The sequence below is a fragment of the Pseudomonas sp. NY15372 genome (assembly GCF_048068215.1).
In the GTDB taxonomy this organism is placed as follows: domain Bacteria; phylum Pseudomonadota; class Gammaproteobacteria; order Pseudomonadales; family Pseudomonadaceae; genus Aquipseudomonas; species Aquipseudomonas guariconensis_A.
The window spans coordinates 107532-125291 of the sequence record NZ_JBLUPY010000004.1 but is presented as its reverse complement, the minus strand read 5'-3'; the positions used below and the strand labels follow the sequence as shown (position 1 = coordinate 125291).

Below are 17760 nucleotides of genomic sequence, written 5' to 3'. Positions count from 1 at the left end.
GAGAACGCCATGTCACTGTTGCAGATCAACAACCTGAACGTGCGCTTCGGCGACGCCAATGCCGTGCCCGTGGTGGACGGCCTGGACCTTGCGGTGGATGCCGGCGAGATCCTCGCCATCGTCGGCGAGTCCGGCTCGGGCAAGTCGGTCACCATGATGGCCCTGATGGGCCTGATCGACGCACCCGGGCGCATCACCGCCGATGTGCTCAACTTCGACGGCACCGATATGCTCAAGCTCAGCGGCCGGCAACGTCGCAAGGTGGTGGGCAAGGACATCGCCATGGTCTTCCAGGACCCGATGACCGCACTGAACCCCAGCTACACCGTGGGCTACCAGATCGAGGAAGTGCTGCGCCAACACCTCGGGCTCAAGGGCAAGGCCGCTCGCCAGCGCGCCCTGGAGCTGCTCAAGAAGGTCGAGATCCCGGCCGCCGAAAGCCGCCTGGACGCCTACCCCCATCAGCTCTCCGGCGGCATGAGCCAGCGCGTGGCGATCGCCATGGCCATCGCCGGCGAACCCAAGCTTTTGATCGCCGACGAGCCGACCACCGCCCTGGACGTGACCATTCAGGCGCAGATCATGGAGCTGCTGGTGAACCTGCAGAAGGAGCGCAACATGGCGCTCATTCTCATCACCCACGACCTGGCCGTGGTCGCCGAGACCGCCAAGCGCGTCTGCGTGATGTACGCAGGGCAAGCGGTGGAGGTGGGCCAGGTGCCGGAACTGTTCGACATCCCCGCCCACCCCTACAGCGAAGCCTTGCTGGCGGCCATCCCCGAGCACAGCATCGGTGCCGAACGCCTGGCCACCTTGCCCGGCATCGTCCCCGGCCGCTACGACCGGCCCAAGGGCTGCCTGCTGTCGCCGCGCTGCCCCTACGTGCAGGAAAACTGCCGTCAGCAGCGCCCTCCTCTAGATCCCCAGGCGCACAGCCTGGCACGTTGCTTCTACCCGCTGAACCAGGAGGTGGCGTGATGACCGTCGTCCTATCCGCCCGTGAACTGACCCGTCACTACGAAGTCTCCCGCGGCCTGTTCAAGGGCCATGCGCTGGTGCGCGCGCTCAATGGCGTGTCGTTCGAGCTGGAGGCCGGCAAAACGCTGGCCGTGGTCGGCGAGTCCGGCTGTGGCAAGTCCACCCTGGCCCGTGCGCTCACCCTGATCGAAGAGCCGTCCTCCGGCTCCCTGCAGATCGCCGGCACCGAAGTGAAAGGCGCCAGCAAGGCCGAGCGCAAGCAGTTGCGCCGTGACGTGCAGATGGTCTTCCAGAGCCCCTATGCCTCGCTCAATCCGCGCCAGAAGATCGGCGACCAGCTGGCCGAGCCACTGCTGATCAACACCGCCTTGAGCAAGGCCGAGCGCCGCGAGAAAGTGCAGAAGATGATGGAGCAGGTCGGCCTGCGTCCCGAGCACTACCAACGCTACCCGCACATGTTCTCCGGTGGCCAGCGTCAGCGCATCGCCCTGGCCCGGGCGATGATGCTGCAGCCGAAGGTGCTGGTGGCCGACGAGCCGACCTCGGCCCTGGACGTGTCGATCCAGGCCCAGGTGCTGAACCTGTTCATGGACCTGCAGAAGGAGTTCAACACCGCCTACGTGTTCATCTCCCACAACCTCGCGGTGGTGCGCCATGTGGCCGACCAGGTGCTGGTGATGTACCTGGGCCGCCCGGCGGAGATGGGGCCGAAGGAGGACATCTACGAAAAACCTTTGCACCCCTACACCCAGGCCCTGCTGTCGGCGACCCCGGCCATCCACCCGGATCCGCTCAAGCCGAAGATCCGCATTGCCGGTGAACTGCCCAACCCGCTCAACCCACCGGATGGCTGCGCCTTCCACAAGCGTTGCCCCTATGCCACCGAGCGCTGTGCCAAGGAAGTGCCGGCGCTGCGTCAGGTGAGCACACGGCAGGTGGCGTGCCATTATGCCGAGCAGTTCCTCTAGAACCTTCAATCGCGGGGCAAGCCCGCTCCCACAGAACAACGCATAACTGTTTGATTTTGCAGGCCTTGTGGGAGCGGCGGTGCGGCGCTCCCACAGGGGGACCAGCGCTTGCCCCACGATGGCGCCGGCAACGCCTGCCCTGGCCTTGTCACCCACGCCCGGCCAGGGCACTATCCCGCCATGACCCTCGCCGACACCCCCGAGCAAACCCCGCTCACCGCCGACACCGTGCTGCGCTACCACCTCTGCTGGAAGCACCGCGATCTCGACGGCGTCATGGCGCTCTATCACCCGGACATCCAGTACCACGACTTCTTCCAGAACCGCGTACTCGGCTTCGATGAGCTGCGCGACTATGTGCGCGCCAGCCTGCCCCATGCCGCTGGTGAGGACATCGTCCACAGCGACCGCATCCGCGTGGACGGCTGCACTGCCTTCATCCAGTACCAGGTCACGGTCCAGGGCGGCGACGGGCTGGTGGCGTTCCAGTCCAGCGAAGCGATCACCGTCAAGGACGGGCTGATCTGGCGCATCAACGAGTACGCCACCCTGGTACGCGGCGATGCCAAGGGCTCCGACCGCAGCAACCCACGGCCGGCTACCAGCCGCCTTGGCCTGTCGCCCCGCCAGTTGTCGACCATGGCCCAGGACCTGGAACATTACTTCCAGCGCCAGCGCCCCTACCTCGACCCGGAGCTGGACCTGCAGCAGGTCGCCGAAGCCAGCGGCTACAGCCGCAACCAGATCTCCTACCTGCTCAACCAGGTGCTGGGGCAGAGCTTCTACCGCTACGTCAACCAGGCGCGCCTGCAGCACCTGCTGGCCAGCCTGGACGACAGCTGCACGCACATGCCGGTCGATGACCTGGCCTTCGCCGCCGGCTTCAACTCGCTCTCGGCGTTCTACAAGTGCTTTCGCGAACACACAGGGTTATCGCCCAAAGCCTATGTGAAGCAAATTTCCCTGCGTGCACGCACGTAGGACAGCCGCCACCCCGCCCCACTAGGATCGCCACAGACCTTTTATGGATGTGGAGCCGCAACACCATGCAACCCTGGCGCACGATCAGCCTCTGGATGGACCAGCTCGACGACCCCCTCTGCGCACGCCCGGCCCTGGGCCAGGACCTGACGGTGGACGTGTGCATCATCGGTGCCGGCTACACCGGGCTGTGGACGGCCTACTACCTCAAGCGCCAGGCGCCGCACCTGAGCATCGCGGTGATCGACGCCCATATCGCAGGCTTCGGCGCCTCCGGGCGCAACGGCGGGTGGCTGATGGGCAACCTGCTGGGCGAAGACCGCATGCTCGCCAGCCTTTCGCCGCAGCAACGTCGTGCCAGCATCGACCTGTTGCATGCGATCCCCGATGAAGTCCAGGGCGTGCTACAGCGCGAGGGCATCGACTGCGATTATCGCAAGGGCGGCGTGCTCTATTGCGCGGCCCGCTACCCCGAACAGGAGCGCAGCCTGCGCGCCTATCTGGACGGCCTGTACCGCCAGGGCATGACCTCGGACGACTACCGCTGGCTGGGCCCGGAGCAGCTCGGCGCCCAATTGCGGGTCAGCAATGCCTATGGCGCGATCTTCAGCCCCCACACCGCGACCATCCAGCCCGCCAAGCTGGTCCGGGGCCTGGCGCGCGTGGTCGAAGGCCTGGGCGTTGCTCTCTACGAGAACACCCCCGCCATCGACTGGCGCCCCGGCGAAGTGCGCACGCCACAGGCCACGATCCGCAGCCATTGGGTGGTGCCGGCAGTGGAAGGCTACGCCGCCAGCCTGCCGCCTTTGGGCCGTCATCAGTTACCTGTGCAAAGCCTGCTGGTGGCGACCGAGCCGTTACCGGAGTCGACCTGGGCGAGCATCGGCCTGAGTCAGGGCCAGGCCTTCAGCGAAAGCAGCCGCCAGGTCACCTATGGCCAGCGCACCGCCGATAACCGCCTGGTGTTTGGAGCCCGTGGCGGCTACCGCTTCGGCGGGCGACTGCGGGAAGACTTCAGCCTCACCGATGCCGAGATCGCCCTGCGCCGCTACCTGTTCAGCGAGCTGTTCCCACAACTCAAGGACGTGCGCATCACCCATTCGTGGGGCGGCAACCTGGGCATGGCCCGACGCTTCCACCCGCACATGCTGTGCGACCGCCAACGTGGCATCGCCCTGGCCGGCGGCTATGGCGGCGAAGGTGTCGGTGCCACCAACCTGGGCGGACGCACCTTGGCCGCGTTGATTCTCGACCAGCACAACGCCCTGACCGCACAGCCCTGGGTGTACGACAACCGCCCGCTGTCGAGCCTGGCCAGCTGGCCACCCGAGCCCTGCCGATGGCTGGGCTACAACGCGATCATTCGAAGCTTCGTGCACGAAGACCAGACCTTGGCCAACCCTGCCCGCGCGCCCTGGCGCAGGCACCTGGCCAGCAGCCTTGCCAACTTCATGGAAGGCTTCATGCGCTGATTCCCCTTCATCGCCACAGAGGATCCACCCCCATGAGCATCACCCAGTTCAAGCACACCGACAGCGCCATCCTGGACAGCTCCACCCCGGTCGCCGTCCCTCTCGGCGAGCCGGTCGCGGTCACTTCGACGACCTGCGTCGAACGCAACGACGGCGTCGAGACCGGCATCTGGGAATGCACGCCCGGGCGCTGGCGGCGACAGATCGTGCAGCAGGAGTTCTGCCACTTCGTCAAAGGCCGCTGCACCTTCACCCCCGACGGGGGCGAGCCCTTGCAGATCGAAGCCGGAGACGCCCTGATGCTACCGGCCAACAGCACCGGTACCTGGGACATCCAGGAGACGGTGCGCAAGACCTACGTGCTGATTTTCTGATTCACCACTCGCCTGCCGCCCTTCGATAACAACAAACCAAGCAAGGTATACCGGACATGCGCACGCTTCTTCTCGCCCCGCTGATGCTCGCCGCCTGCGCGGCCCATGCCAGCGACTCGGTGAAGATCTACAACTGGTCCAGCTACATCGCCCCCGATACGCTCAAGCAGTTCCAGCAAGCCACCGGCATCGTGCCCACCTACGATGTGTTCGACAGCAACGAGACCCTCGACGGCAAGTTGATGACCGGTCATTCCGGTTACGACGTGGTATTTCCCTCCAACCATTTCATGGCCCGGCAAATCCAGGGCAAGGCGCTGAAAAAGCTCGACAGAAGCCAGCTGCCCAACTGGCACAACCTCAACCCGGTGCTGCTCAAGGCCCTGGAAGTGAACGACCCGGGCAACCAGTACGGCTTCCCATACCTGTGGGGCAGCACCGGCATCGGCTACAACATCGACAAGGTCAAGGCCGTGCTTGGCGACAACGCCCCGGTGGATTCCTGGGACCTGATCTTCAAGCCCGAGTACATTTCCAAGCTCAAAAGCTGCGGCGTCGCCGTGCTGGACAACGGGCCCGAGCTGCTACCGATCGCGCTGCATTACCTGGGCCTGCCGCATCACAGCCGTAACCCGGCCGACTACGACAAGGCCAAGGCGCTGCTGATGCAGGTGCGCCCCAACATCAGCTACTTCCATTCGTCCAAGTACATAGGCGACCTGGCCAATGGCGATGTATGCGTGGTAGTGGGGTTCTCGGGCGATGTGCTGCAGGCGAAGAACCGCGCCGAGGAGGCGCACAACGGGGTGAAGGTGGGCTATTCGATACCCAAGGAAGGCGCACCGCTGTGGTTCGACATGGTGGCCATGCCGGCCGACGCGCCGGACGAGAAGGCCGCCTATGCCTACATGAACTACCTGTTGCAACCGCAGGTGATGGCCAGCATCAGCGACCACGTGCAGTACGCCAACGGCAACCTCAAGGCCGACCCTCTGGTGGATCCGCAGCTCAAGGCCAACAGCATGATCTACCCCAGTGACGAGGTGCTGGGCAAGCTGTATGCCCTGGAGGCGATGCCGGCGAAGATCGACCGGATCAGGACGCGGATGTGGACCAGCATCAAGGCCGGGAATTGACGGCCCTGTAGAGCCTCATCCACCCCATCGCCGGCAAGCCGGCTCCCACAACGTGGTTTGTGCAATACGTGGGGGCGCGGGCTTGCCGGCGATGGGCCAGATCATAAGGTCCAGACCTGGCGCCAGGGATCAATGGTGCTCGCGGGTAGCGCGGAAGGTCACATCCGGCCAGCGCTCTTCCATCAGCGACAGGTTGACCCGGGTCGGCGCCAGGTAAGTCAGGTGGCCGCCGCCATCGATGGCCAGGTTCTCCATGGCCTTGTTCTGGAATTCCTCGAGCTTCTTCTTGTCGTCGCAGCTGATCCAGCGTGCCGACCAGACGGTGATCGGCTCATAGGCGCACTCGACCTTGTACTCTTCCTTCAGGCGGCTGGCGACCACGTCGAACTGCAGCACACCGACCGCACCGAGGATGATGTCGTTGCTGCGCTCGGGGAAGAACACCTGGGTCGCGCCCTCTTCGGCCAGCTGCTGCAGGCCCTGACGCAGTTGCTTGGACTTGAGCGGGTCCTTCAGGCGCACGCGGCGGAACAGTTCCGGGGCGAAGTGCGGAATGCCGGTGAAGCCCAGCGCCTCACCTTCGGTGAAGGTATCGCCGATCTGGATGGTGCCGTGGTTGTGCAGGCCGATGATATCGCCGGCATAGGCTTCCTCGAGCTGTTCACGCTCGGAGGAGAAGAAGGTCAGCGCGTCGCCGATGCGCAGGTCCTTGCCCAGGCGCACGTGGCGCATTTTCATGCCCTTTTCGTACTTGCCCGAGCAGATGCGCATGAAGGCGATACGGTCGCGGTGCTTGGGGTCCATGTTCGCCTGGATCTTGAACACGAAACCGGTGAATTTTTCCTCGACGGGCTCGACGGTCCGCTCGTGGGCGACGCGGCCCAGCGGGCGCGGCGCCCAGTCGACGACAGCATCGAGCACATGGTCGACACCGAAGTTGCCAAGCGCGGTACCGAAGAACACCGGGGTCAATTGGCCGTTGATGAACTCTTCCTGGTTGAATTCATGGCAAGCGCCCTGCACCAGCTCCAGCTGCTCGACGAACGCGTCGTACTGGTCGCCCAGGTGCGCGCGGGCTTCGTCGGAGTCGAGCTTCTCGATGATCTTGGCTTCGGTGCGCTCGTGGCCGTGGCCCGGGGTATAGACCACGATGTAGTCGCCGGTCAGGTGATACACGCCCTTGAAGTCACGGTAGCAACCGATCGGCCAGGTGATCGGCGCGGCCTTGATCTTCAGCACCGCCTCGATCTCGTCGAGCAGTTCGATCGGGTCGCGGATGTCCCGGTCGAGCTTGTTGATGAAGCTGACGATGGGCGTGTCGCGCAGGCGGCACACGTCCATCAGGGCGATGGTACGCGGCTCTACGCCTTTACCGCCGTCGAGCACCATCAGCGCCGAGTCCACCGCGGTCAGGGTGCGGTAGGTGTCTTCGGAGAAGTCCTCGTGGCCGGGGGTGTCGAGCAGGTTGATCATGTGCTCGCGATACGGGAACTGCATCACCGAGGTGGTGATGGAGATGCCGCGCTGCTTCTCCATTTCCATCCAGTCGGAGGTGGCGTGGCGGTCGGACTTGCGCGACTTCACGGTACCGGCAACGGCAATCGCCTTGCCCATCAGCAAGAGCTTCTCGGTGATGGTCGTCTTACCGGCGTCGGGGTGGGAAATGATTGCGAAAGTGCGGCGCTTCGCGACTTCGGCGGCCTGGTTGGTCATGGGAAATCGCCTGACTGGGGATCAAAAAGGGGCAGTATCATACCTGAAGTCGAGCCGCCGGCCAAAATCCGACGAATCGCTGGGGCCGCTTCGCGCCCCTATTCGCGGCACAAGGCCGCTCCTACAGGTACGGTGCAATCCTGTAGGAGCGGCCTTGTGCCACAAAAGGGCCGCAGAGCGGCCCAGCTCGTCATCAGAACCCTACACTGGCCTGCACATAGAACGTACGCGGCTCGCCTACATACAGCCCGGCGTTGTTGTCGCTGGAGCGGGTGTAATACTGCTTGTCGAAGAGGTTCTTCACCCCCGCCGCCACCTTGAGGTTCGACGCCTGCGGCCCGAAGTCATACCCGCCGCGCACATGCCAGGTCACGTAGCCCGGAATATCGCCGTACTGCCCGTCGGCACTCGGCTCGGTGATGTAGTCGCCGTTGAAGCTGCCATCGGAATTGATCCCGGTCCCCGGCGCGCGCTGCTTGGATTGGGCATAGGCGTCGAGGTTCCAGGTCCAACGGTTGATCTCGTAGCGCAGGCCGGCAGTGGCAACCTGGCGCGAGTAGAACGGCAGGTCGCGGCCCTTGAAGCCCGGGATCTCGCCTTCATAGGTCGCACGGGTATAGGTGTAGCCGGCATTGGCCGACAGCCCTTGCAGGCGCGGGTCGAGGCCGGACAGGTCATAGCGCACCGAGGCCTCGATGCCCTGGTGCTTGGTAGCGCCCAGGTTGGTCCAGCCCACATCGTTGCTGATGTACTGCAGCTCGTCGTCGAAGTCGATGTAGAACGCCGTCAGCTCACCGGCCCAGTCGCCGTTGTCATAGCGCGTACCGATCTCGTAGGTCTTGGCCTTTTCCGGCTCCAGGCCATTGGCCGTGCTGTTGCCAGTCCCGCCCTGGCCGAGCTGGAAATACTGCAGGCTGCCGAAGGATGTCTCGTAGTTGGCGAACAGCTTCCAGGCGTCGGAAAGGTGGTACATCACGCTCAGCGCCGGCAGCGGCTCGTTGCTGGTGATGCTGCGCTTCTTCTCCGCCACCGGGCTACCATTGGCCCCGATCACCGGGCGGTCACGCCAGTCAGTGTTGATGTGCTCGAAGCGGATGCCCGGCGTGATGGTCCAGTTGCCGACATCGATCTTGTCGTCGATGTAGTAGGCGCTGGCCTCGGTACCACCGCTGCGGTCCTGGAACACATGGCCATCGGAGCCTGGTACCGGCGTGGGCACGTTGTCGACCAGCCCCAGGCGGGTCGACTGCTCGCGCATGGCCTCCTTCAGGTAGCGATAGCCAACGCTGACTTCCTGGGTGGTGGGGCCGGCGAAGAAGATGCGCGACACGCGCGGCTCGATGGCGAACGTGTGATAGTTGCGCGGGTACGACGACAGCGTCTTCATGTCCCGCGAGGCGATGGAGCTGCCGCGGAAACTGTCGGTGTAGTAGGTCAGCACCTCGAACTGCGTCGCATCGTCGATCTGGCGCTGCCACTTGAACGACACGTCCTTGCGCCGGCCGGCGAAGTAGTCATAGTCGCGCACCGACTGGAAAGGGTCCTGGTCGAACTGGGCCTGGGTCAGGCCGCCGGGCATGTCGGCGCGGCCATCGTAGTAATGGAAGTTGAGCCAGAACTCGTCGTTGTCGGTAGGCGCCCAGTGGGTCTTGAGCATGACATCGTCGATATCGTTGTCGTTGTTGCTGCTGCGGTAACCGTCGCCATTGACGCCGGTATACAGCAGCGCCACGCCCATGCCGTTGTCGGCGGTGCCACCGACGAAGGCCGACTCGGTGTGCTTCCAACCGCCATGCTGGGAGGTTTCCAGGGTGGTGGACAATTCACCGGAAGCCTTCTCGGGGATCGCCCGGGTGACGAAGTTGATCACCCCACCGACGTTCTGCGGGCCATAGCGTACAGAGCCTGCACCGCGCACCACGTCGATGCTGTCCAGGTTGCCTGAGGAAATCGGTGCCATGGACAACTGCGGCTGGCCATAGGGCGCGAAGGCCGCCGGGATTCCATCGATCAGCACGGTCGAGCGCGGCGACAGGCGTGAGGTCAGGCCGCGCACGCCGACGTTCAGCGACAGGTCGCTGCCACCGGTGCCGTTGGAGTCCTGCACCTGCACGCCGGGGATGCCGCGCAGCACGTCACGCACATTCATCGCACCCTTCTCCACCATGGCCTCACGACGCACCACGGTGCGCGCGCCGGGGTGGTTCTGCACCACGCTCTGCTCGGCATCGCCCAGCCAGTCGCCCACCACCTTGATATCGGTGGGCGCCAGCTCCAGGCTGCCGGTGGTGAGCGAGCCGGCGGCCTGGGCCGGCTTGACCACTACGGTGTCCTGGGACATTTCATACGTCAGCCCACTGCCCAGCAGCAACTGCTGCAGGGCCTGTTCCGGCGCCAGGTCGCCCGACACCGCCGGGGCCTGCTTGCCCGCCACCAGCTCGGGGCTGAAGAACAGTTGCAGACGGGTTTGCTGGCCGAGCTGACTCAAGGCCGAGGCCAACGGCTGGGCCTGGATCTGGATGGCCGCCGGGGCTTGCTCGGCATGAGCGTTGGCAGTGGCAGCGCTGACCGCCAGGGCCAGGGCGAGAATGCGAAAACGCTGGAAGGGCTTGTTGTTGTTCACGTCGTCGAAAGATCCTGAAAAACGGGATAAACGCCAACCGCACGCAAATGGAAATGCTTGGCAGTTGCAGCTGGCGAGGAAGACGAACGAGCGGAAAAAAACCTGAATCTATTTCGAAATAATTTCGCTGGAGCCGTCAGGGTGGGCCTTGATCGCCACCGGCAGGATGCTCGGCAGAGCCCGCAGCAGGGCGTCGGTGTCATCGATATTGAAGGTGCTGGAAAGCCTGAGCCCAGCCACCTTGCCCGGGGCGACACGAAGCGGCCGGGCCCGGTAGCGGGACACTTCGGCGACCACCTCGGCCAGGGTGGCATCGTCGAACACCAGTTTGCCCTGGCGCCAAGCGGTCAGGGCCGCGGCGTTCACCGGGTAGGGTTGGGCCACCTGCCCCTGCGCGCCGATGTGCGAGCCCAGGCCCGCCGTCAGTTGCGCCAGCGAACCCGAAGCCCCTTGCACCCGCACGGCGCCCTGCTCGACTGCCACCCGGGTCTGGCCAGGGTCCAGACGTACATCGAAACGGGTACCGGTCACGGTGACCTTGCCCTGGGCAGTTTCCACCACGAACGGCCGGGTGCTGTCGTGGGCAACGTTGAACATCACCTCGCCAGCTTCGAGCACGACCTGCCGCTGGCCCGCGCTGAAACGCACACCCAGGCGGGTGCCGCCGTTCAGCTCGAGCCGCGAGCCATCCGGCAGCTCGACCTGGCGGCGCTCACCCAGGGCCGTCTGCAGATCCTGTCGATGATGCTCGCGTTGGTATTGCCAGCCGCGCCAGCCCAGCCCCAGGGCGGCGATGCCCACGCTCGCAGCCAGGGCCTGCTGTAGGAAGCGCCGACGCGGTAATTGCCTGACCGGGGCAGGTTCGCACAGCGCCTGGAGCCGCTCGCGGGGAATTCGGTCTGCGGCCAGCCATAACCGGCCGAGCAGCTCGTATTCCTCACGGTGGCGCGGGTCAGCGTCTAGCCAATGCTGCAACTGCGCCCGCACGTGGTCATCTGCAGGCCCATCGTTGATGCGGGCGAACCACGCGGCGGCTTGTTCACGCACGTCCAGGGCGCCGGGCTGTTTCATGCAAAGGGTCTCCTGACTCATCTGGTCGACACATCCAGGTGCTCACGCAGATGCCGGAGCGTGCGGATCATATACTTTTCGACCATGTTCTTGCTCAGCCCCATGCGCTCGGCGATCTCGGCCTGGCTCAGCCCCTCGAGCTTCTGCCAGACGAACACCCGCCGGCAATTGACCGGCAGCTCGGCCAGGGCCCGCTCGACGCAGTCGGCCAGCTCCAGGGCGTGTACATAGGCTTCGGGGTCGCCATTGCCTGCGTGGCCAGCGTCGAACATCCCTTCTTCCAGGGCTTGGCGCCGGTCGTCACGGCGGTAGCCGTCCACGGCGATATTGCGGGCCGTCTGGTGCAGGTAGGCGCGCGGCTGCTCGACGGCCTGGCGTGGGTTTTCCAGCACCCGCACGAAGGCATCATGGGCGAGGTCCTCGGCCTGGGGGCGGCTGCGCAGTTTGCGCGTCCAGGTGCCGATCAGCTCGTGGTAGTGGTCGAGGAAGCCTTTGGGTCCGGACACAGTCGGTCATCAGGGAGGCGGAGAAGGCTGCGAATAGTAATTCTTCTCATCAAGCACAGCAAATCCGTCAGTCGGTAACAAAAAATTTATGCCTTTTTACCGGCACAGGCGTACCAGACGAATGTGGCCATAAATATGAACACCTCCGGCTTTTTCGCCGGTAAACCCGTGCCCACGGGAGCCTTGAAAACCCTGTGGGATCGGGTTTACCCGCGAGCGGGCAATCACTCTCCATTCCACAATTTTTTACGCCTTCCAACCCCTGGGGAACATCAGCCGGTCACATGAGTCGGTTATTCCATGAGCTGGTCGTCGATCCGCGGCCAACACGCCGGGATTGCCTGTTGATCTTGCTTTGTTCACGCCCTAAAGTGCGCGCCGAACGTCCATGCTGGAAACGATCCATCCGGCTCAAGTACTGACGACGAGACAGCAAGGTCACCCGCCGCTCCGCTTCACGGGCACGGTTGACCTTTTTGCTTTCGGCGACATGCCTTGGGAAGTAGGCGAACCAAAGTGGGGATACGGAGGACGTTCAGTTTGTTGCCACTTACATTTTCAGTTTGCCCATGGAGTCCCTCAGCATGTCGATCCAGGTCGAAGATTATTTCGCGCGCGAAACCTTCCAGAAGATGAAGGCGTTCGCCGACAAGCAGGAAACCCCGTTCGTACTCATCGATACCCAGATCATCAGCCAGGCCTACGATGACCTGCGCGCCGGTTTCGAGTTCGCCAAGGTGTACTACGCCGTCAAGGCGAACCCGGCGGTCGAGATCATCGACCTGCTCAAGGACAAGGGCTCGAACTTCGACATCGCTTCGATCTACGAGCTGGACAAGGTGATGAACCAGGGTGTCAGCGCCGACCGCATCAGCTACGGCAACACCATCAAGAAGTCCAAGGACATCCGCTACTTCTACGAGAAGGGCGTGCGCCTGTACGCCACCGATTCCGAGGCTGACCTGCGCAACATCGCCAAGGCCGCCCCGGGTTCGAAGGTGTACGTACGTATCCTCACCGAAGGCTCCACCACCGCCGACTGGCCGCTGTCGCGCAAGTTCGGTTGCCAGACCGACATGGCCATGGACCTGCTGATCCTCGCCCGCGATCTGGGCCTGGTGCCGTACGGCGTGTCGTTCCACGTGGGCTCCCAGCAGCGCGACATCAGCGTCTGGGACGCGGCTATCGCCAAAGTGAAGGTGATCTTCGAGCGCCTGAAGGACGAAGACGGCATCGAACTGAAGATGATCAACATGGGTGGCGGCTTCCCGGCCAACTACATCACCCGCACCAACAGCCTGGAAACCTACGCCGAGGAAATCATCCGCTTCCTCAAGGAAGACTTCGGCGATGACCTGCCGGAAATCATCCTCGAGCCGGGCCGCTCGTTGATCGCCAACGCCGGCATCCTGGTCAGCGAAGTGGTGCTGGTGGCGCGCAAGTCGCGTACCGCGGTAGAGCGCTGGGTATACACCGACGTGGGCAAGTTCTCCGGCCTGATCGAAACCATGGACGAAGCCATCAAGTTCCCGATCTGGACCGAGAAGAAAGGCGAGATGGAAGAAGTGGTCATCGCCGGCCCCACCTGCGACAGCGCCGACATCATGTACGAGCACTACAAGTACGGCCTGCCGCTGAACCTGGCCATCGGCGACCGCCTGTACTGGCTGTCGACCGGCGCCTACACCACCAGCTACAGCGCGGTGGAGTTCAATGGTTTCCCGCCGCTGAAGGCGTTCTACCTGTAAAGCAGAGCGGGGCCGCTTCGCGCCCCGTTTTTCCATCATGCCGATCAGCGGCGTCGGTACTGATCGAACCTGACGAACTCCGGCACGTTCACCTCCCGCACGTCCATCCGCTTCGCGGGACAAGCCCGCGCTTGCTAGGGCCGGGCTGTGGGGAGCGCCGGGTCAGGCCGCGCGCGTGTCCAGTTCGGCGGCATAGGCCGCAGCATGCTCAGCCAACATCGGCCCTGCGCCGAGCAGCGTGGCCAAGGCGCTGCGCAGGAAGTTCAGGTTGCCTTCGCTGCGTGCGCGCTCCAACCAAGGGCCTGCCTCGGACATCTGCCCTCGTTCGATGAGGACCATCGCCAGGCTGAACATCCCACGAAAATCCCCAGCCTCGGCCGAACGCCGATACCAGCGCATGGCACGCGCCGGGCTGGCGGCCGTGGCGATTCCCTGTTCCAGGTAACGCCCGTACAGGTTCATCGACTTGGCGTGGCCCATGTGCGCGGCTTTCTCATAGCAGGCCAACGCCTGCGCCTGGTTGGTCTTCACGCCACGCCCGGTCGCCAGGAGGTTGCCCAGGTTGTAGAGCCCCCAATCCAGGCCGGCGTCGGCCGCGTGCGCATAATGGATGGCCGCCTGCGCAAGGCTGACCTCGCCTCCCCAGCCGTGCTCCAGGCAACGCCCCAACATGTTGTGCCCCATGGCGCTGCCACCCTGGGCAGCGATACCGAACCACTGCCGTGCCAGCACCGGGTCGCGCTCGATGCCGCGCCCATCGAGCAGAATCTGCCCCAGCAGCAACTGGGCCTGCACCACGCCCTGCGCTGCAGCTGCCAAGATCGCTTGGGCAGCCTTGCCAGGGCTGTCTTCGAGCATGGCCTGCAAGTCGGCGATATCGACGATTTCCTCGCGATGCAACGGATAGGACACGGCTCAGACCTCGGCCCAACGGCGCAGAAGGTTGTGGTAGGTACCGGTCAGTTGCAACAGCGAGGGGTGATCGGGCACGTCGGCGGTCAATTGCTGGATGGCGTTGTCCATCTCGAACAGCAGGGCCCGCTGGCTGTCCTCGCGCACCAGGCTCTGGGTCCAGAAGAACGCCGCATAGCGCACACCGCGGGTCACCGGGTTGACCTTGTGCAGGCTGGTGCCGGGGTACAGCACCATGTCGCCGGCCGCAAGCTTCACCTGCTGTGTGCCGAAGGTGTCCTGGATCACCAGCTCGCCGCCGTCGTAGCTGTCCGGATCGCTCAGGAACAGGGTCGAGGACAGGTCGGTGCGCACCCGCTCCGGGCTGCCCTTGGGCTGGCGCAGTGCGTTGTCGATATGGAAATCGAAATTACCGCCTTCGCGGTAGCAATTGATCAACGGCGGGAACACCTTGTGCGGCAAGGCCGCGGACATGAACCGAGGGTTGCGCCACAGACGGTCGATCAGGGCGTTGCCGATCTCCTTGGCCAGCGCATGCCCCTCGGGCAATTGCAGGTTGTGCTTGGCCTTGGCCGACTGGTAGCCCGCCGTGACCTTGCCGTCGGCCCAGTCGGCCTGCTCCAGCGCCTCGCGGATGCGGGACAGCTCGTCGGCGTCGAACAGGCCGGGAATGTGAAGCAGCATGATGGCGCACCTGGAATGAGGAAAGTCGCCAATGATATTGATTACCTTTTACGCCCTACAAGCCCCACTCGCCGCTTCCGACGTTTCAGCCACCCAAAACCGTAAAGAGAAATTGTAAAGATTGTAAATTCCTCACGAATGTTAACGGTTCTCAATTGTTAGTCACAATTGCTTACATTAAGATCCGCGCACTTCATACCTTGGGGAAGGTTCATCGAAATGCGTCACGTGCCATCTGCTGTGAGTTCACCACGTCTGCTTGCCTCTGCCATTGGCGTGGCGATCACTGCCACCTCCGCCTATGCGGCCGACCCTGCGGCCAACACTGCCATCACCCTGGATGCCACCAGCGTCAATGGCAAGGCTGAGCAGGCCAATACCGAGTACAAAGTCGACAAGGCCTCTTCGCAGAAGTACACCGCACCGCTGGTGGACACTCCCCGCTCGATCACCGTGATTCCGCAGCAAGTCATCAAGGACACCAATGCGCTGACCTTGCAGGATGCTCTGCGTACCGTACCAGGCATCACCTTCGGTGCCGGCGAAGGCGGCAACCCTCAGGGCGACCGCCCGTTCATCCGTGGTTTCGATGCCCAGGGCGACACCTACCTGGACGGTGTACGCGACACCGGCGCACAGAGCCGCGAAATTTTTGCCATCGAATCGGTAGAGGTGGCCAAAGGCCCGAACTCGGCCATCGGTGGTCGTGGTGCAGCAGGCGGTACCATCAACTTGGTGAGCAAGCGCGCGCACCTGGGCAACTCGCTCGATGGCGCCTGGACTTGGGGCAGCGACCAGACCCAGCGCTACACCTTCGATGGCAACTACCAGTTCAGCGACACCGTCGCCGGTCGTCTCAACCTGATGACCCACGAAAGCAACGTCGCTGGCCGCGACAAGGTCAACTATGACCGTTGGGGTATCGCACCTTCCCTGGCCTTCGGCCTGGGCACACCGACCCGGGTGAATCTCGATTACTACCACCTGGAAAGTGACGACCTGCCAGACTCGGGCATTCCGTACAGCATTCCACGCGCCGGCAGCAACGCGCGCACATCGGCACACCCGAGCAAGCCCACCGACGGCGGTGACAGCGACAACTTCTACGGCCTGACCGACCGCGACTTCCGCAAGACTCGCACCGATATCGCGACCATCGCCATCGAGCACGACCTGACCGACTCGCTGACGATCAAAAACACCCTGCGCCATGGCAACAGCATGCAGGACTATGTCCTGACCCAGCCTGACGACAGCGCGGGCAACGTCAACAACAATGGTGTCTGGCGCCGTGCCAACACCCGTGTGGGCAACACCGCAACCACCACCAACCAGACCGACCTGTTCGGCGAGTTCTATGTGGGCGGCTTCAAGAACAGCTTCTCCACCGGTGTGGAATTCACCAAGGAAGAGTCCGACCGCCAGAGCTATACGGTCTCGCCAAACAGCAAGATCTCTGATTGCACCGGCCCAAGCCACGGCGGCAGCTGCACGTCGCTGAGCGATCCGAACCCGGACGATGCCTGGGATGGCACTGTCACGCGCAACTACGCAGGCACCAAGACCAGCAGCAAGACCCGTGCGATCTATGTCTTCGATACCCTGGAGCTGACGCCCCAGTGGTTGCTGAACATGGGCCTGCGCTACGACCATTTCGACACCAAGTTCCGCGGCTACGACGAGTCCGGCGCCACCGTCGTGAACAAGGATGGCACCCTGAACAAAGGCCGTGACAAGAGCGAGTTCTTCACCGGTCAGCTGGGCCTGGTATGGAAGCCAGCCGAAAACGGCAGCATCTACGTCTCCTACGCCACCTCCGCGACCCCGCCGGGTGCCATGCTCGGCGAAGGCACCGAAGCCAACCCGTTGCCGGGAGTTCCCGACCGTGGCGGCAATATCCTGAGCAGCGATCTGGAACCTGAAAAGACCACCAACTACGAAATCGGCACCAAGTGGGACCTGCTTGACGAGCGCCTGTCCCTGGCTGCCGCCCTGTTCCGCACCGAGAAGGAAAATGCCCGCGTACAGGTCGACACCACCAGCTACGAGAACGTTGGCGAAACCCGCGTCGAGGGCATCGAGCTGTCGGCCAGCGGCAAGCTCACCGACAAGTGGCAGGTGTTCGCCGGCTACACCTATATGGAAGCCCGGCAGATCGATGGTGGCCCACGTGGCAAGGCCAATGACGGCAACCAGTTGCCAAACACCCCGAACAATAGCGCCAGCCTGTGGACCACTTACGCAGTCACGCCGAAGCTGACAATCGGTGGCGGTGCCTTCTATGTGGATGATGTGTACGGCAGCGTTGCCAACACCACCATGGTCGACAGCTATGTGCGCTACGACGCCATGGCGGCCTACAAGCTGACCAAGAACATCGACCTGCAACTGAACGTGCAGAACCTCACGAACGAGGTCTACTACGACAAGGCGTATTCCACCCACTTCGCCAACCAGGCGGCAGGCCGCACTGCCCTGCTGACCACCAGCGTCCATTTTTGAGGATGTTGACCGAAAGCCCCGCCCATTCCGATGTGCGGGGCTTTCGCGTACCAAGGCATAATGCACACCGCGCCCTGCCCGGCGCCGAGACA

The 17760-nt window shown here is 63.7% G+C and carries 14 protein-coding genes; 8 read left to right on the top strand and 6 right to left on the bottom strand.

The annotated features are described in order from the left end of the window. Nucleotides 1–9 precede the first annotated feature (9 nt). The 6 genes from ACNFG0_RS05090 to ACNFG0_RS05065 all read left to right on the top strand — a co-directional run bounded on the left by ACNFG0_RS05090 (nt 10) and on the right by ACNFG0_RS05065 (nt 5909). A complete protein-coding gene (locus tag ACNFG0_RS05090; protein WP_196156466.1) occupies nt 10–978 on the top strand; it encodes an ABC transporter ATP-binding protein in 969 nt (322 codons plus the stop codon). Beyond that, a complete protein-coding gene (locus ACNFG0_RS05085; protein ID WP_196166127.1) occupies nt 978–1946 on the top strand; it encodes a peptide ABC transporter ATP-binding protein in 969 nt (322 codons plus the stop codon). Before ACNFG0_RS05090 ends, ACNFG0_RS05085 begins: the two co-directional genes overlap by 1 nt. A gap of 180 nt (nt 1947–2126) precedes the next feature. Further along, the gene (locus ACNFG0_RS05080; protein WP_416764207.1) at nt 2127–2927 is read left to right on the top strand and encodes a helix-turn-helix domain-containing protein; all 801 of its coding nucleotides are present in this window, start codon (nt 2127–2129) and stop codon (nt 2925–2927) included. Between the two features lie 65 nt (nt 2928–2992). After that, complete coding sequence (locus tag ACNFG0_RS05075) at nt 2993–4399, top strand: NAD(P)/FAD-dependent oxidoreductase (protein ID WP_416764148.1); 1407 nt, start codon at nt 2993–2995, stop codon at nt 4397–4399. 32 nt (nt 4400–4431) lie between these two features. Then, complete coding sequence (locus ACNFG0_RS05070) at nt 4432–4773, top strand: cupin domain-containing protein (protein ID WP_196156462.1); 342 nt, start codon at nt 4432–4434, stop codon at nt 4771–4773. A 56-nt stretch (nt 4774–4829) separates the two neighbouring features. Then, nucleotides 4830–5909 (top strand): polyamine ABC transporter substrate-binding protein, encoded by a 1080-nt coding sequence (locus ACNFG0_RS05065; RefSeq protein WP_196166125.1) that lies wholly within the window; start codon nt 4830–4832, stop codon nt 5907–5909. Between the two features lie 129 nt (nt 5910–6038). Here the strand turns inward: ACNFG0_RS05065 and ACNFG0_RS05060 are convergent, their stop codons facing one another. The 4 genes from ACNFG0_RS05060 to ACNFG0_RS05045 form a co-directional block, all read right to left on the bottom strand. Continuing rightward, complete coding sequence (locus tag ACNFG0_RS05060) at nt 6039–7622, bottom strand: peptide chain release factor 3 (RefSeq protein WP_196143634.1); 1584 nt, start codon at nt 7620–7622, stop codon at nt 6039–6041. A 193-nt stretch (nt 7623–7815) separates the two neighbouring features. Next, on the bottom strand, nt 7816–10245 hold the full coding sequence (locus ACNFG0_RS05055; RefSeq protein WP_416764147.1) for a TonB-dependent receptor family protein: 2430 nt from the start codon (nt 10243–10245) through the stop codon (nt 7816–7818). Nucleotides 10246–10353: 108 nt separating this feature from the next. Next, nucleotides 10354–11316, bottom strand: a complete 963-nt coding sequence (locus tag ACNFG0_RS05050) for a FecR family protein (RefSeq protein WP_196143636.1) — start codon at nt 11314–11316, stop codon at nt 10354–10356. 17 nt (nt 11317–11333) lie between these two features. After that, on the bottom strand, nt 11334–11822 hold the full coding sequence (locus tag ACNFG0_RS05045) for an RNA polymerase sigma factor (RefSeq protein ID WP_196143637.1): 489 nt from the start codon (nt 11820–11822) through the stop codon (nt 11334–11336). 584 nt (nt 11823–12406) lie between these two features. Between ACNFG0_RS05045 and ACNFG0_RS05040 the strand changes: the two genes are divergently transcribed. Beyond that, on the top strand, nt 12407–13570 hold the full coding sequence (locus ACNFG0_RS05040; protein WP_196143638.1) for a type III PLP-dependent enzyme: 1164 nt from the start codon (nt 12407–12409) through the stop codon (nt 13568–13570). Between the two features lie 162 nt (nt 13571–13732). Here ACNFG0_RS05040 and ACNFG0_RS05035 read toward each other — a convergent pair whose 3' ends face one another. Both ACNFG0_RS05035 and ACNFG0_RS05030 read right to left on the bottom strand, forming a co-directional pair. Beyond that, nucleotides 13733–14482, bottom strand: coding sequence for a tetratricopeptide repeat protein (locus tag ACNFG0_RS05035; protein WP_416764146.1), 750 nt, complete (start codon nt 14480–14482; stop codon nt 13733–13735). A gap of 3 nt (nt 14483–14485) precedes the next feature. After that, nucleotides 14486–15166: a Fe2+-dependent dioxygenase gene (locus ACNFG0_RS05030; RefSeq protein WP_416764145.1), complete on the bottom strand. Its 681-nt coding sequence runs from the start codon at nt 15164–15166 to the stop codon at nt 14486–14488. Nucleotides 15167–15385: 219 nt separating this feature from the next. Here ACNFG0_RS05030 and ACNFG0_RS05025 point away from each other — a divergent pair, with 219 nt between their 5' ends. After that, a complete protein-coding gene (locus ACNFG0_RS05025; RefSeq protein ID WP_416764144.1) occupies nt 15386–17668 on the top strand; it encodes a TonB-dependent receptor in 2283 nt (760 codons plus the stop codon). Nucleotides 17669–17760: the final 92 nt, after the last annotated feature.

What these genes read in the sequence shown, in the direction of transcription:
- ACNFG0_RS05090 (WP_196156466.1), top strand. Translation starts at nt 10, where the DNA reads ATGTCACTGTTGCAGATCAACAACCTGAACGTGCGCTTCGGCGACGCC.
- ACNFG0_RS05085 (WP_196166127.1), top strand. Translation starts at nt 978, where the DNA reads ATGACCGTCGTCCTATCCGCCCGTGAACTGACCCGTCACTACGAAGTC.
- ACNFG0_RS05080 (WP_416764207.1), top strand. Translation starts at nt 2,127, where the DNA reads ATGACCCTCGCCGACACCCCCGAGCAAACCCCGCTCACCGCCGACACC.
- ACNFG0_RS05075 (WP_416764148.1), top strand. Translation starts at nt 2,993, where the DNA reads ATGCAACCCTGGCGCACGATCAGCCTCTGGATGGACCAGCTCGACGAC.
- ACNFG0_RS05070 (WP_196156462.1), top strand. Translation starts at nt 4,432, where the DNA reads ATGAGCATCACCCAGTTCAAGCACACCGACAGCGCCATCCTGGACAGC.
- ACNFG0_RS05065 (WP_196166125.1), top strand. Translation starts at nt 4,830, where the DNA reads ATGCGCACGCTTCTTCTCGCCCCGCTGATGCTCGCCGCCTGCGCGGCC.
- ACNFG0_RS05060 (WP_196143634.1), bottom strand. Translation starts at nt 7,622, where the DNA reads ATGACCAACCAGGCCGCCGAAGTCGCGAAGCGCCGCACTTTCGCAATC.
- ACNFG0_RS05050 (WP_196143636.1), bottom strand. Translation starts at nt 11,316, where the DNA reads ATGAAACAGCCCGGCGCCCTGGACGTGCGTGAACAAGCCGCCGCGTGG.
- ACNFG0_RS05040 (WP_196143638.1), top strand. Translation starts at nt 12,407, where the DNA reads ATGTCGATCCAGGTCGAAGATTATTTCGCGCGCGAAACCTTCCAGAAG.
- ACNFG0_RS05030 (WP_416764145.1), bottom strand. Translation starts at nt 15,166, where the DNA reads ATGCTGCTTCACATTCCCGGCCTGTTCGACGCCGACGAGCTGTCCCGC.
- ACNFG0_RS05025 (WP_416764144.1), top strand. Translation starts at nt 15,386, where the DNA reads ATGCGTCACGTGCCATCTGCTGTGAGTTCACCACGTCTGCTTGCCTCT.